The organism is Lentisphaera profundi (assembly GCF_028728065.1).
In the GTDB taxonomy this organism is placed as follows: domain Bacteria; phylum Verrucomicrobiota; class Lentisphaeria; order Lentisphaerales; family Lentisphaeraceae; genus Lentisphaera; species Lentisphaera profundi.
This window is the reverse complement of the sequence record NZ_CP117811.1, coordinates 289,565-304,645: the sequence shown is the minus strand read 5'-3', so window position 1 is coordinate 304,645 and position 15,081 is coordinate 289,565. Positions and strand designations below refer to the sequence as shown.

Sequence of the window (15,081 nt, the reverse complement as noted above, 5' to 3'; positions counted from 1 at the left end):
TACAAAGTTTAGATGTCTCAAGAACTCTTCTTATTAAATAATACTTAAGAGTAGAGAAAGTTTTTTAGCGAAAGCTATCCCACATGGTGTCGGACTCATCACTAGACTCAAATGGACTACGAATACCCAAAAAAGTTTGCATTAAACTCATGCCTTTTGCCGATCCATCGACCATTAAAAAGTTGGCTTTACCATAGTAATGGGTCCAAAACACACTGCCATTGCCCTCGGCCGCAGCCATGTGTTCAGAGCTTCTAATACCGCGGTTCATGGCGCCTAGATTATGTAATGTATCGGGGTAATCAAACATAAGAACTGTAGTCGCTGTTTTATTTACTTCCGTAATTTTTTTACCATAGGAATTGCTCACCATACCCAAATAACGACTATCACTATTTGTTCCTGAACCATTGGACTGATTCATTGCGTAAGAACGTATTTTCCGATTGGTATTACGACGCACGACATCATCTACAGGGCATATATAAAGAGCTGACTTCGGAGGCAAAACGCCCGTTATCTCGTTATGACTCAAGTCCCTACCATCATAGCCAACTCCCAAACGGTCATCCCAAGTAATATTTTGTCCAGCGTTTGTGTCCCCGGACTTCGGGACACGTGAATCATTATCACCAGCATACATGGCAACCGCAAAACCAATTTGCTTCTGATTACTTAAACAAACCGCGATCCGACTCGTTTTACGAGACTTCGCTAAAACGGGTAATAAAAGACTCGCTAAAATCCCAATAATCGCAATCACCACTAATAATTCGATGAGCGTAAATTTGCTCGCTCTACTTCGGCTCAGGCTTCTTTTTCGCTCTTTATTGATTCGTTTCATTCTTAACTCCAATAGCTTCTTTACTTAATACTAACCCGCGAACTAAACCAATTTCTCACCCCATCGTATTTTTATTTTTAGATATGTTCTTTTCTGATTTCCTTGTTAGAAATAAGTCACAGACATGTATAATAAGTATCAGAACACGAGGGCCCATGTCAGATTTAGAAGAAGCATATCAACAACGCGACGGTGATTTTCGACAATTTTATCAATTTGATAAGCTTGAAGAAATGGCCGAATCCAGCTTTCCCATCTTGGACTCGCTACAAATAAGTGAACAACACTATAGCGAAGAAGAATTCATCACTCAGGGCGGCGAAAAAAAGATTTTTCGCGTTCGCGATTTATTAGGAGATCGTTACGTCGCCCTCGCTCGCCCCATTCATTGCGAAACAAAAAATGAGCTCGAATCATTTCTGCGAGAAGCCCGCATCACTTCTTTCCTGCAGCACCCCAATATACTCAGTGTTCATGAAATGAATTTAGATGCTCAAGGCATCCCCTTTTTTACCATGGAGTTTATGAATGGCCAAAGCCTCGCAGAAATCCTTGAAAAATTGACCAAAAAGGATGCTAAAACGCTTGAGGAATTCCCCTTGAATCGTCTCATTGATATCTTCCAAAAAGTCTGTAGTGCACTCTCCTATGCTCATTCAAAAAACATCCTCCACCTCGACATCAAACCAGCCAACATTCAGGTCGGGGAACACGGGGAAGTTTTGCTCTGTGATTGGGGCATTGCCCAAATCCAGACCGGGGTAAAGATACCCGAAAGTAGCGGTATTGATCTCTCAAAAATAACTCTCGATCCACAGCTCTTGAACGATCACACCTTGGTCGGGGCCATTAGCGGTAGTCCTGGCTTTATCTGCCCCGAAAAAATCCATCAGAAAAATAAGCTCAGTCCCGCAAGTGATATCTATGCTATGGGTTCTTTACTTTATTATTTACTCAGTCATCAAATGGCCTTCTCTGGCTCAAATGAGGCAATCATTCAAAAAACACTCAAAGCCGACTTCATTAAACCCAGCCTCAGCTGTAACCATGCTATCCCACGAAGCTTAGAGGCCATTTGCCTCAAAGCCATGGCTTTGGATCCCAAGAATCGCTACCAATCTATCAAGCATTTGGAGGATGACCTAGAACTCTACCGTCAAGGCTTCCCCACTCTAGCACAAAACGCCAACCCCTTGATCTACCTCAAGTCTTGGTCTCGACGCCATAGCAAGAGTCTTTTATTGAGTTCTTTTTTCTCTTTACTCATCGGATTCATTCTTTTCCTCGCTTTTGAGAAAATTAATACTGAGCGCCTCCAGGCCATCACCGAAAAACAACGTGCCGAAGAAAACCTGCAACTCTTCAAACAACAAGAGGCTGCCACCCGTAAAAATCGCCAACTCTATGAGCTGGAGAATAAGCTAAGCGCATTACAGGCCGACCACTTTTTTGAGACAATTTCTAACCTTTATGATTTAGATAATTATACCGATGCGACCAAAAGGATCAAGGCTATCAACAAGCACCTTGAGCGGGAACATAATCAAGAAAGATTGAAAATCCTTCTCGCCTACAAGGCCGGACTGTACTTTGTCTTACAAAATTATCCTGACTGCATCAAAACACTCGATAAAATTAATATACAAGACAGCGGTAAACTCAAGTCACTTTACGACCTCTCAAATATCTACGTAGCTTTAATTCAAGACAATAAAAAACTGTCTTCAGAGCAACTCGAAAGTCTGACTTTACGTTTCCCAAATCACATACAATCAATGCTATATTACACTTATTACTATCACACCATGAACTCTCATAGAAAGCCTGAAGAAAATGTAAAAATCGCCGAGGCACTTCTCAATCGCATCAATTTGCTAGCACCGCAAACTGATCGTCATATTAAACTCAAAAAATTCAAAAATGATCTTTACCATCTCGACTTGAGTCATCATGAGTATCGACATTTAAGCATGCCCATCGCCGTTAATCGAAGACGAAGAAATTTACTCTTGACGCTCCATATTAATCAACTCGATTTAAGTCACACGCGCTTTAATGATGGCAGTGAACTTATCGGTTATAACTTGGATGAACTTCACATTCGGGGAATCAAAAAAATTAGTAATTTAAGAATCATTGCCACGGGAAGAATTAAAAAAATCTATCACAATCTCGAGCTCTCGGATCAAGAACTGCTAAAGACTTATCCCAAAGTGAAATTCATCCGAGTAAGTGAATAAGCCATTGCTAATCGTAGAGTACTTAAGAGATATTTGAGCTCGAAGAGCTTAGGAATGTAGCCATGGACGTAAGTCCGTGGTATTTGAATAACAGCATCGTGCGTGCCGAAGGTACGCTGCAGAGCGTTTCCTTCATACCTTCGGCATGAATATCATTTTTTTAACAATACCCACCGGATAAATCCGGTGGCTACCATACTACATACCTTCGGCATGTGCTTAAATCCCCACCCATCAAGACCCCCGCGGGCTAATATCCCTTGTGAATCTGTGTTAAATACCTCCTTAATCCCCTACTCCAAATCCTGCCTCAGTTTCGCTATTTCCTTGGAAAAGCGCTCCTTCATTCGGAAGCGTAAATTATAAACCATTTTTTCTTCAACTCCTATGAGCCGCGCTACTTCGCCCACACCGATTCCCTTGAGGCACATTTTAAAGCCTTCTATAGCTTTTGTATCATAATCTTTTGCCAAGTTCTCAAAAGCGCGATTGGTTAAATAAATCTCCCATTCTTTTTGGGCGATCTGCTCAATTTCCGGCAAGCGAATGGTGCTTAAGTAATCGCCATCATCTGTATCGTAAGCATTTTGATCGCGCTTCATCTGACGCTTGCGGTGCTCAATAAAGCGCAAGACCTCATTTTTAGTCACCACGGCTAAAAAAGCTCGAAAACTCTTCTGCTCATCATAGCTCATCTCGGGGAGTTTTTTCCAAAGTCGCATCATGATTTTCTGTACTATATCATCAGCGTCAGCCGCTGTGATCTTCATGCCCCGAATTATGGCGTAGATATAATGCTTATACACTTCCGAAAACTCGGCCCAAGCATCATCATTATACTGATCCTTGATCTTGAATAGCAGTGTTTTTCGCGTTTTATATATATCATCCATCACATATGATCCTTTGGCTTTGATATATGAATTATACAAGGAAAAATGCCTTCACCTAACTAAAAGTTGCTTAAAAGCATCAAAATATTTAGTTCTAACTGAGAAAAGACTTACTTAGCAAGGTTTACTTAAGTTAAAACCATTACAGGAATAAATATGAAACAAAAGTATTTACTTTTATTATTGACGCTATGCTCTTATGCTTTAATCGCCGTCGAACAAGGTTCATTCGAAGAAAAAGCTAGCTCTTATAGCTGGGCATGTTCTCCAGTCGAAGGTTTACCGAATGTCCTTCTCGTCGGTGATTCAATCTCTATAGGCTACACTCTTCAGGTTCGTCAGTACCTCAAAGGCAAAGCAAACCTCTACCGTCCCATGACTGCGGATGGTGGACCACAAAATGGTGGTGATGCCGCTGGCGGTAAGCGCAGTCTGAAACAATGGCTCGGCAAAACAAAATGGGATATCATTCACTTTAACTGGGGACTTCACGACCTCAAACGTATCGGCCGCGAGAATGGTAAAAGCGTCAGCCGCGCAGATATTCCACCACGAGTTTCCATTGAACAATATAAGCAGGACTTACAGGATTGCATTGACATCATGAAACAAAGCGGTGCACAACTCATTTTTGCCAGCACTACGGCTTATCCCTCTGGAGTGAGCCCGGTGCGCCTTCCCGAGGATGCCAACAAATATAATACCGCCGCGCAAGAAGTGATGACTCAAAACTCCATACCCATCAACGATCTATATGCTCTTACCGTCGATCGTCTCAAAGAACTCCAGAGTCCGAAAAATGTCCATTTCACGGAATTGGGCTCGGCTGTTATAGGCAAGCAGGTCGCCTCCGCCATTGCTTCAAAGTTAGGCTTAGAGATTACTTTACCGCCCTACAATACCGCTAGTGAAGCACTAAAAGCCGGCGATGCATTTCGAGATGAAAAGAAATATGATGAAGCCCTCAAGGCCTACAAGTTTTCCGCTTCGCTCGCCACGGGGCGTGCAGGTAAATTTCGTCCATTAAAAAACGCCTCTGAATTGAGTTTCAAGATTCAGCGCTGGGACGACAACTACGAAGTCAATCAGGCCATCATGCTGCTCCCCAAGGTTTCTGACCGTGATAAAATCATCGCTTTCCTACACATGGCAAAAATGTATCAGGTACAGGAAAATACTGCCAAATTAAACGAGACCCTCGCTAAAATAGAGACACTCGGTGAGCTTCCACCTCCAATGAAAAAGCTTTATTCATCACTTAAAAAGTGATTAGGTTAAGCTTATACCAACACATAACTCCCAAGTCAATCTTCTTGAATTAACTAAGGCTCTCGACTCTTTGCAGGCGAAAGCCTATCCACAATCTCAATAGAATTCATTTTATATTTTTAATAAAAATGACTGCAGACTGAGAAAAGCACTGCTCGACTTATGTATAGTATGTAAAAGATGATTTTTTAAAACATAAATGCAGGTCTTTATTAGCAATAATTGAACTTGATTTATTCAGATCAACATTGATAAGACCCCACACATCGATCTGCATTTATGTTTTTTTATATTTCCTTTGATTTTTACCCTCTATAACTTATCATAAGTCAATAAACTCCAAGGAACTAAATGCCGGGACAGGAAACTAGCCAAACTCTTTTACTCAAACTTCAAAGTCAAAATGACGAAGAAGCATGGGCTCGATTTTCTAAAGAATACCGCCCTTTCATTTATTCAATTCTCAAACACTACCAAATCGCCCACGAAGATATTGAAGATCTACAACAGGATATCCTCGTTAAAGTTTGGAAGGCCCTACCAGATTTCATCTATCAAGTAGAACGCTGTCGCTTTCGAACCTGGCTCAGTCGCGTAAGCAGAAATCACTGTCTGAATTTCTGCCAATCCAAGTACCAACGCAAGATTAAAGCAGAAGTCCCTGTAGAGCTTTACGACAAATCCACTCAGCCGGAAATTGATACCCTCGCCGAAGAGGAATGGCAAGTTTTTATTGCCGATAAGGCATGGACGAATATAGAGAAACTCTTTACCGACAAGCAGAAAGAAGTCTTTCTTTTAGTCTCAAAGGGCAAGCATCAAAGCGAAGCCGCCGAGCGGCTTGGCCTCGAAGTCAATACGGCTTATGTCTACGCAAAAAAAGTAAAAGACGTTTACATGCGCGAAATACGCCGCCTCAATGCCGAACTCGATGGTTAATCAGCCATCCCTTTATCAAAAACAAGTTTCATCTTTGGCACTTGCTTACTAATCATTTCTTGCTGATCTTCTAAACAATAAATGACTTTAAGTTCCGAACATTTTTTGAGCACAGAATAATCTTTACAGGGGATTCCACGTATATCTAAGGCCTCAAGCTTAAGGCTGGAAAGATAACTCAAATCACTCGTTTGGGAATAAGCTACGGATAAATCCCGAAGACTTGTATGCCCCTCGATAAAAAGAAAATTCTTCTTAGTCACTTTATGTCTATTCGCAATAAGACATTTTAAATTTGGCATGAGTACATGAGGAAAATCACGATCTAAGGACGATTCACTAATATTAATCTTTTCCAGGTCCATATTTTTTATGGGAAAAATCAATACTAACTTCGGATTTTCCGATATATCTAGACTTCTCTTGCTATGATCATAAACAAATTTAATTTTACTATTATTCATTAAACTCAAAGCTCGATGAATTAACTGAGCTTTGTCTTCATTATCTAAATCTGAATAAATAAACTTAAATACCATATCATACATCAAAGCCCGCTCACGCACCTTTAATAGCCCTTCCAGCAGGACTAGCTTACGCTCAAGAGCGTTTGGAATAAGTAATGTTTTTTCACATAAATCAACATGTCTTTGATAGCTTAAGCCGGCCTGTGAGAAAGCTATTTTTGCCTCAGCAATATAATCAAGGCGAATAGCTAAGCGCCCTTTCAAAGCCCATGACTGCGAGCTACCTCCATCCACAGATAATGCCCCACTGATAAGTTCATACGCTTCTTTATCACGGGCGGAATCATATCCCGAACGTCCCTGACGGGACTGAAATATTTTATCACTTAAGGAAACGTAACTCTCGGCAAGTTTGATCACCGCCGCCTGACGCTTTTTTTCAGTCGATAAATACTTAGCTAAATTCTCCTCACTACGCTGTCTTTGCTCCAGCGCCCTAAGCTCGTTAGCCCGCGCCAAGGATTCACTCTTTTTCAATTCATACATAAATCCGGAACTTAATAAGAGCACCATAAGCAAGGATATAAATATTAAATAACAAACGCGACGGTTACGCTTAAATAACAATTGTAGTTGGCGGCCGAATGCCCCCTGCTCCGCACTCGTCAAAAAACCTGAGCGGTAGGCATCAATATCGCCTTTCAATCCGTTCACCGAGTCATAACGATCGCCTGTATTAAATTCTAGGCATTTGAGTAAAATAGGAAGCAGCCCACGGGGAATCTGCTCACTTATAACCTCCACCTTTCCTCTTTTACACATGCTGATTTTCTCTTCAGTGCTTCCCTTGTGCACCGCCAGGCCCGTAAGTATAAAATGTAAGACCCCGCCAAGAGAATAAATATCCGAGTAAAAACTCTTCTTACTTCCTTTCTGGCATTGCTCCGGGGCCATGTAACCCGGCGTCCCAGTCATATAACCATAAAGGCTTCCCTGCCCGAGGTGTTCGCTTGGCAAGGGGCCATCACTCTCCAGATCTTTCATGCCTTCCAATCGCCCCAGCCCCCAATCACCGACCAAAACTTCACCGTAATCATCAACAAAAATATTTTCAGGCTTTAAATCTAAATGCAGTACATTCTGTGAATGGGCATAACTCAATGCATCACAAATCTTAGTGAAAATATCTAATATCCGGTTTTCTTTTTCTCGAATATTAGCATCGAAATTTTTGATATATTCATCCAGCCTTTGGCCATGAATTAATTTCATTGTAAACCAAGGCTTATTATCTTTTAAGCCCATATCGTGTAAAGAAATAATATTGGGGTGCTCCAGTAAAGACTGCAAACGAGCCTCCCGAATAAACAAATCATGCGCTTCCCGGCTTTCAGCTTTTGGCAAGGCCATCGCCACCAATCTCCCCGTCGCTCTATCCATCACTTGATAAACTTTTTTCAGTCCTCCTTCCCCAAGAAATTTTGCGTCGGTATAACGCTCATTTAAACTTTCCTGCAGGCTACTGAAGGCATCTGGACTTTCTACCGCTTCCTGAAAAGCGTCTTTTAAAAAATCTCGGGTAAACATTAGCTAATAACTCATATTTTATGATAAATTACTTGCCTTAACTCTAACATAATAATAGCGTCATTAATAGAGCATATGAGAAACTTTGATCTTTTTTCAAAAAAATAGTCAAAGAGAATCAAAAATTAGCGAAAAACTCTGTTTATCCATAACAAGGATATAAAACAAGGATCAACATATGAGTAATAATAGAAAATTTACACTTATTGAACTACTCGTGGCAATTGCCATTATCGGAATATTAGCAAGCCTGCTACTCCCCACTTTAAGTAAAGCCAGAAAAACGTCTCTCACTGCTGTGTGCAATAATCAAATGCGTCAAATTATTATTGCTGAACACATGTACACCTCTGATAATAATGGTGAGTTCGTCTCTGTCAGAGATGATAGCGGAACAGGCGTGTGGGATATGTATTTAGCCCAAAATTATATGAATGCCCCCATAAGTGATGCTGTACACAAACCTGTAAATATCAATATTACTGAAGCAAGTCATCCTGCTGTCTATAATGCCATGGAAAAAATCATTCTCTGTCCCAATGATACTAAATGGAAAAGCAGTATTGCCGGAACTTTGCGCAGGACCTACGCGAAAAGTATGAGAACTTCTGGGGTAAGGTTTATACATGCAGGTGAAATAAAGACTTTCTATCCCAATTTAAATATTACAAGTATTGAGAGACCCTCAGAAATATTTCAGTTTATTGAACAACAACACAGTACTAATATCTTAGCAAAAGTTAGTCATGCCGGCTATCTCGACTCTGCTCGTTATCAACTAATGGCCAATGCACTGCCCAAGCTCACTTACCACAAAAATTCTCACTATAACTACGCATTTGTCGACGGATCAGTACGACTTATCGATGTTAACAGCGCCGCCTCAGGCGATCACTGGCGCCCCTAACTTTAGGTTCAATATGAAATTCACTCACATAGCTCTAGCTACCGCTTTGTCTTTTTCTGTTCTTCCTGGCACAGAACAGAAAACTCAGCCTATCACGATAAATCAAGCAAGCCACGGCTCCACTTTTACCAAAGGCGAAATCACCGCTCAAGTACAAATTGAGGCCGCACGTGGAGTTCTAGAAAGAACCGTCCCAGGAATCAGTCAAAATTTCATTCTTGAAATTATCCCTCAAGAAAATGATCGCGACGTTTACGAAATTGAACAGCTAGGCGAAAAAATTGCTCTGCGCGGAAGTACCGGTGTTGCTATTTGTTCCGCCTTCAACCGCTACCTCATGGACTTTTTAAAATGTGATGTTTCCTGGTGCGGAGATCAACTCAATATTCCTAGTGAACTCCCAAAAGTAGAGACAAAAATTCGCGTTCGTACACCCTCAAAATATCGCGCTTACATGAATTACTGTACCTTTTCTTACTCGGCCCCCTGGTGGGATTGGAAGCGTTGGCAGCAAGAAGTCGACTTCATGGCACTCAAGGGAATCAATATGCCACTCGCTGCTGTTGGTCTTGACGCCGTTTGGTATAATACCTTATTAAAATTTAATTTCACCGATCAAGAAGCCCGCGATTTTTTGGTAGCTCCTGGTCATCAGGCTTGGCAATGGATGACCAATATTGAAAGCTTTGGCGGACCCCTTCCAAAAAGTTGGATCAAAGGTCATATCGAGCTAGGCCAAAAAATGCTTCGTCAACAATACGACTTGGGCATGATGCCTATTCAACAAAGCTTTTCTGGCTATATCCCCCGTTTGATGAAAGAGAAGTTTCCCAAGAGTTCCATCCTTGAAAAACATGGCTGGTGCGGATTTGAAGGCACGGCAGAGCTTGATCCCATGGATCCACTCTTTGAAGAATTTGGCAAGGCATTCTTAAAAGAAAATATTCGCCTCTTTGGTGCCGGTCAGCACTACGCCGCCGATCCTTTTCACGAGAGCTCTCCTCCTAGAAAAGATAAAGAATACCTCTCTTCAGTTGCCCATAAAATCCTCGGCGTCATGAAAGCTGTTGATCCCGAAGCTAAATGGGTCATGCAGGGCTGGACTCCTCACGAAGGCGTCGCAACTGCCGTCCCCAAAGGCGAGCTCATCATGCTTGACTTAGTGGGTGGCCGCCACAGCGGTAAGAAAAACTTCTGGGGTCATGAAATCCTAGTCGGTGCTCTACATAATTTTGGGGGTCGCATCAATATGCATGGTGATTTAGCCGACAATTCCCGCAACCGCATGGTCAATGCCAAAAAGAAAGCCCCCAACGTCATTGGCATGGGACTCTTTATGGAGGGCATCGTCCACAATCCCGTTTTCTTTAATAATCAACTCGACATGATTTGGCGCGACGGAGAAGTCGATGTCAATCAATGGCTCAAGGATTACGCCGAGAGACGTTATGGTGCGAAAAGCGCAAACGCAGAAAAAGCTTGGGATATCCTGCTCAAAACCGTTTATTCACGCGCTACTTCTGGTGTTGAGTCAAGCTCTATTATTGCAGCACGCCCTGCCCTCGATTGCCGAAAATCAGGTCCGAATGCTGGCTTTGGCATGCGCTACAAAGCAGAAGACCTCATCCCCGCCTTGGAAGCTCTGCTCGCAGATAGTGACAAATTTGAAAATTCATCTGGCTATCGCTTTGATGTGATGGACCTCTGCCGCCAAGTTCTCACCAATCTTGGACAAGAATTGCACAATGAAGTGCGCATGGCCTATGACGCCAAAGATAAAGCTGCTTTTCAACAGGCTTCGGACCGCTTTTTAAACCTTCTACTAGATGTGGATCGTTTGCTCGCCACTCGTGATGAATACAGCTTCCACAAATGGATTCGCGATGCTCGCAGCTGGGCCACTAATGACGCAGAGCGCAAACTTTATGAAAAAAATGCCAGCATGCTACTGACTCATTGGGGTCCAGAAAATACCCCCGCTATTTTTGATTACGCCTGGCGCGAATGGAGCGGTCTAATCGGCTCCTACTACCATGGTCGCTGGGAAGTTTTCCATAACTACCTTGCTCAGACCCTTGAAGATGAAATAAAGTATAACGATACCTTGCCTGGCATGAAAGGACGTCAACCGCTCAATGCCACCCCCATACTTGAAAAAATCACCCAATGGGAGACCAACTGGATTAATTCTGACAAACAAGTTCTTGCGGCCCCGCAGGGCGATACCATTGCCATTGCTCAGGAACTCTATAAGAAATACCTTGTCGATACAAAGCGAGTTTACTCCGCTCCTCATCAAGCAAAGGTTCAAGCTTTTAAAATTAAACACGAAGATAAGTCCAATGGCAAAAAAATTGGCTTTGTAGATTATGCCAAAAATCAAGGTATTGATACCATCGACCTCACCAATGAACTCAGTGGTGAAGGACGCTATCGCTTCCAATTCAATTCTCAACGGGGCGGAGTCATCATTAACAAAATTGAAGTGCTGCTCAATGATAGCCCCATTTGGACTGATAAGCGTCGTAGAGGTGGCATGCGCAAGCCTGAGTTTTCAGAGATTGTAGAATTCGAACTCGAGGAATACGCCTTCGGCTCGCCCTATACGCTACGACTGAGCTTCGATAAAATGAGCCACATTATCCCAAAAGTTGACGTTCGACTCAAATCATTGGGTCATGCAGCTTCTCAGCCGGAAAAAACTATTGAAGCGATTAGCTACCCAATTGATAATGAAGACCCCAGCATTGTGGGTAAATGGGAAGTGGGCAAACTCAATGCTCGTATCCAAACGGAACTCGCTTTTGATGTCAGTCGCATTATCAAAGAACCAGGAACTTATCTGCTTAGCTTTAAATTCGAAAAAGGACGCCATAAATTAACCATGGATGAAGCTCGTATTATGAGTGCCGATCAAGAGTTAGCCCTAGATAAACACAAAGGTGAAACGGGGAATAAACATATTGACAATACCTACACCTTAAAAATCAATGAGACACCAAAGGAAAAAACCATCCTCAGAGTCCTCATCCAACCCGAGGGTGGAAACAATACTCAAGGAACTCTACGCCTCATCAAAATTGATAACAAAATTAATATTTAATAAGGATTCAAAATAATGAAATTATTAAAAACACTCGCTATGATCACTTGCTGCTCATCGGCCTTATCTCTAAGTGCAGAAGTCACGGTTTCCAAAATATTCTCCAGTGACATGATGCTCCAAAGGGATAAAGCCGTCACTGTTTGGGGCACTGCCGATAATAGTGAAAAGATAAGTGTAGAAATTGCTGGTCAAAAGCATGAGACTAAGGCTTCTTCTGGCAAATGGAGCCTCAAGCTCGACCCCCTTAAAGCGGGTGGCCCTCACAAAATGTCTATCCAGGGAAATAACAAAATTGAACTCGAAAATATCCTTGTCGGTGATATCTGGCTCTGCGGTGGACAATCTAATATGGACTACGATGTACGTTCCTACGTCAATTGGGGCCGTAAGCCCCACAAAGAGTACACCTCCATCGTTAATAACTTTGCCTCTTACGATAAAATTCGCCTAGCAAAAATGAACAAAATCTCCACGCTTCCCGATCAATATGATGTCCCCTTTGCCGAAGATAAGGCCTATAAAGGAAAATGGATGAACGCGAGCGACAACAAGGAACTCATCCTGGGAAGTTCTGCCGTGGGCTTCGTCTTTGCAAAAAAACTTCAGCATCACCTACAGATCCCCATTGGCCTCATCGACGCCAATAGGGGTGGAAGCTTTATTAGCTTATGGGAGCCTCCTCATGCTCTCAAAGCTAAGGGAGAAAGGCGCCCAGCTCGTAATATGTTTAACTCTATGATTGGCTCATACGCCCATGGTTTCCCTATCAAGGGTGTCATCTGGTACCAAGGTGAAAGCGATGCCATCAATCTTCAAAAAGCTCAGCAATATGAAAAAACTTTCAAAGCTATGATTGAAGGCTGGCGTCATGAATTTAAAGATCCCGACATGCCCTTCCTCTTTGTTCAACTCGCCAGTTACGAGCGCAACCCTTATCAACACGGCATCACCTACCCCGTTTTGCGAGATGCGCAAAGCGCCGCACTTGAACTCAAGAATACGGGTATGGCGGTCGCGATAGATTTAGGCATGATACACGATATTCACCCACCTCAAAAAATTGAAGTCAGTGAACGACTTTTACTCGCAGCAAAAAAAATCGCCTATGGTGAAAAAATTGAATTCAGTGGCCCGCTTTATAAGAGTCATGAAATTAAAGGCAATAAATTCATCGTCAGTTTTGCGCACAGCGCAAAAGGCCTCAAAGCGAAAACAGTCGATTTGGATGGTACCATGCTTAATCAAAATAAACTTCAGGGTTTTGAGCTCGCTGGGACAGATCAAGTTTTCTACCCCGCAGCAGCTAAAATCAAGGGCGATTCGGTAGAAGTCACTTGCTCTGAAGTCAAAAAACCCATTGCTCTTCGCTACGCTTACAAGGGTTTCCCTTATGCCAATCTTTATAACTCAGTCGACTTGCCCTGCTCACCTTTTAGAACTGATTCCTTTGAGATCAAATTCAATCCGGATGATGCCAAAGTCTACGCTCGTAACCTCTTTCTCTCACCTACTCTTCGCAAAATAAAAATGACCTTGGCACAAAAACGTCAGCTCATTAAAATTCATGATCAGCACCTCAATCCAGAAATGGAAACAAAGCGACGTCAACTATGGGATGCACGTATTACCTCCATGAAAAAGTATGGCTCTAGTTCGCAAGAAATGAAAAAATCCATTGCCGAATACAATGATTTCATTGACCCTCTACTGAAACAAATTGATGCCGACGTCTCCGCTCAGGGAATTTTTCAAACAAAATTTTAATCGTCTACCTATTTTCAGCGGATCTCAGATAAGCCCTTTCATTAAAGGGCTCAGAATCTGCTTTTGTTCTGTAACAGTAAGCAATCCCATTTTAACGGGAGATCCTAGAATCGCCCGGATATTGTTACGGTACAAGCACTTCTTTGACCTGAATGGACTCATCCAGGAAATTCAGAACTCACACAAATAATTGAGTTATTTTTTTTCTCCACAATAACTTCATTTTTAAAAATACTTATCGTTCGTGCACTTGACCAAAAGGCCTGCCGCTTGAGTAATAACTCTATGAGTTCTTTATCAAGGATTTCTGAACCATTCTTTATAAATTGATGAATCCGAATAAGATCACTCGCATAAATTTTAAATAATTTCGCATCACTCTGTTCTTCCATCCCAAAGTCCTTGAGAGCCTTAATAATCCCACTCTTTAGAGCCTTTTTTCGCTCACTAAGCCTACAAATATCCCCCATAAACTAAACTCATAATCAGCTGAGTCACTTACCATCTGTGCGCGTAGTGGGTTGAGTTCCACATATTGCAGACAACGGATCAAGGCTTTCGTATTTTTGAGCTGAATTGCCTTGTAACAATGGTTAAAAAGTTGCCCTCTTCTATTCTTTTCAAATTGTTGATTATACCAAAAAGTAAAACGCTTTTGCACGTTCGCCATGAAGTCACTCATGTCATTTAAACGCTTGGCAAATTTGTGTACTTCACCAAGTCTAGCATCTGGAACATACCCTAGTGATTTATATTTCTTATAACGATACGCCACCTGCTTCAAAGTCAATTTCGATTCTCGATCACGACGTATTACAAAATGTGCATGAGTACTCATGATGCAATAGTTTACGCATTGCACTTCATAGAGGCTCTCTAAGCAGAAAAAGATCTCTCTTAACTTAGTTTTATGAGCTCGATCAAAGGCATAGGCTTTATTTCCATAAGTATTATCGGGCACTTTTATGATGACATGATAAAAAACCACATCACTTTCTAAATCAAAACTGCGTTTCATAATTATCTCCTTTCATTAGAGACAATAAATACGCTATCTTTTATTAG

11 protein-coding genes are annotated in these 15,081 nt (G+C 41.9%); 6 read left to right on the top strand and 5 right to left on the bottom strand.

What is annotated here, in order from left to right:
• Positions 1-64: 64 nt before the first annotated feature.
• The gene (locus PQO03_RS01110) at positions 65-844 is read right to left on the bottom strand and encodes a type II secretion system protein (protein ID WP_274150630.1); all 780 of its coding nucleotides are present in this window, start codon (positions 842-844) and stop codon (positions 65-67) included.
• A 155-nt stretch (positions 845-999) separates the two neighbouring features.
• Here PQO03_RS01110 and PQO03_RS01105 point away from each other — a divergent pair, with 155 nt between their 5' ends.
• The gene (locus PQO03_RS01105; protein ID WP_274150629.1) at positions 1,000-3,084 is read left to right on the top strand and encodes a serine/threonine-protein kinase; all 2,085 of its coding nucleotides are present in this window, start codon (positions 1,000-1,002) and stop codon (positions 3,082-3,084) included.
• Between the two features lie 293 nt (positions 3,085-3,377).
• Here the strand turns inward: PQO03_RS01105 and PQO03_RS01100 are convergent, their stop codons facing one another.
• The gene (locus PQO03_RS01100) at positions 3,378-3,977 is read right to left on the bottom strand and encodes an RNA polymerase sigma factor (protein WP_274150628.1); all 600 of its coding nucleotides are present in this window, start codon (positions 3,975-3,977) and stop codon (positions 3,378-3,380) included.
• Between the two features lie 156 nt (positions 3,978-4,133).
• Between PQO03_RS01100 and PQO03_RS01095 the strand changes: the two genes are divergently transcribed.
• Complete coding sequence (locus PQO03_RS01095) at positions 4,134-5,246, top strand: SGNH/GDSL hydrolase family protein (RefSeq protein ID WP_274150627.1); 1,113 nt, start codon at positions 4,134-4,136, stop codon at positions 5,244-5,246.
• Between the two features lie 351 nt (positions 5,247-5,597).
• Positions 5,598-6,185: an RNA polymerase sigma factor gene (locus tag PQO03_RS01090; protein WP_274150626.1), complete on the top strand. Its 588-nt coding sequence runs from the start codon at positions 5,598-5,600 to the stop codon at positions 6,183-6,185.
• On the opposite strand, the gene PQO03_RS01085 is transcribed toward PQO03_RS01090, so the two are convergent.
• Positions 6,182-8,239, bottom strand: a complete 2,058-nt coding sequence (locus PQO03_RS01085) for a serine/threonine protein kinase (RefSeq protein WP_274150625.1) — start codon at positions 8,237-8,239, stop codon at positions 6,182-6,184. The genes PQO03_RS01090 and PQO03_RS01085 overlap by 4 nt on opposite strands.
• 178 nt (positions 8,240-8,417) lie before the next feature.
• On the opposite strand from PQO03_RS01085, the gene PQO03_RS01080 reads away from it, so the two are divergent.
• From PQO03_RS01080 to PQO03_RS01070, 3 genes are read left to right on the top strand one after another with little or no spacing between them, the layout of a single operon-like run.
• Positions 8,418-9,146 (top strand): type II secretion system protein, encoded by a 729-nt coding sequence (locus tag PQO03_RS01080; RefSeq protein WP_274150624.1) that lies wholly within the window; start codon positions 8,418-8,420, stop codon positions 9,144-9,146.
• A gap of 13 nt (positions 9,147-9,159) precedes the next feature.
• Positions 9,160-12,249: an alpha-N-acetylglucosaminidase gene (locus PQO03_RS01075; RefSeq protein WP_274150623.1), complete on the top strand. Its 3,090-nt coding sequence runs from the start codon at positions 9,160-9,162 to the stop codon at positions 12,247-12,249.
• Between the two features lie 15 nt (positions 12,250-12,264).
• On the top strand, positions 12,265-14,016 hold the full coding sequence (locus tag PQO03_RS01070) for a sialate O-acetylesterase (protein WP_274150622.1): 1,752 nt from the start codon (positions 12,265-12,267) through the stop codon (positions 14,014-14,016).
• A 158-nt stretch (positions 14,017-14,174) separates the two neighbouring features.
• Here the strand turns inward: PQO03_RS01070 and PQO03_RS01065 are convergent, their stop codons facing one another.
• Both PQO03_RS01065 and PQO03_RS01060 read right to left on the bottom strand, forming a co-directional pair.
• Positions 14,175-14,408, bottom strand: coding sequence for a hypothetical protein (locus tag PQO03_RS01065; protein ID WP_274150621.1), 234 nt, complete (start codon positions 14,406-14,408; stop codon positions 14,175-14,177).
• Positions 14,409-14,443: 35 nt separating this feature from the next.
• Entirely contained in the window at positions 14,444-15,034 is a 591-nt protein-coding gene (locus PQO03_RS01060; RefSeq protein WP_274150620.1) for a transposase, read from the bottom strand.
• Between the last annotated feature and the right edge of the window lie 47 nt (positions 15,035-15,081).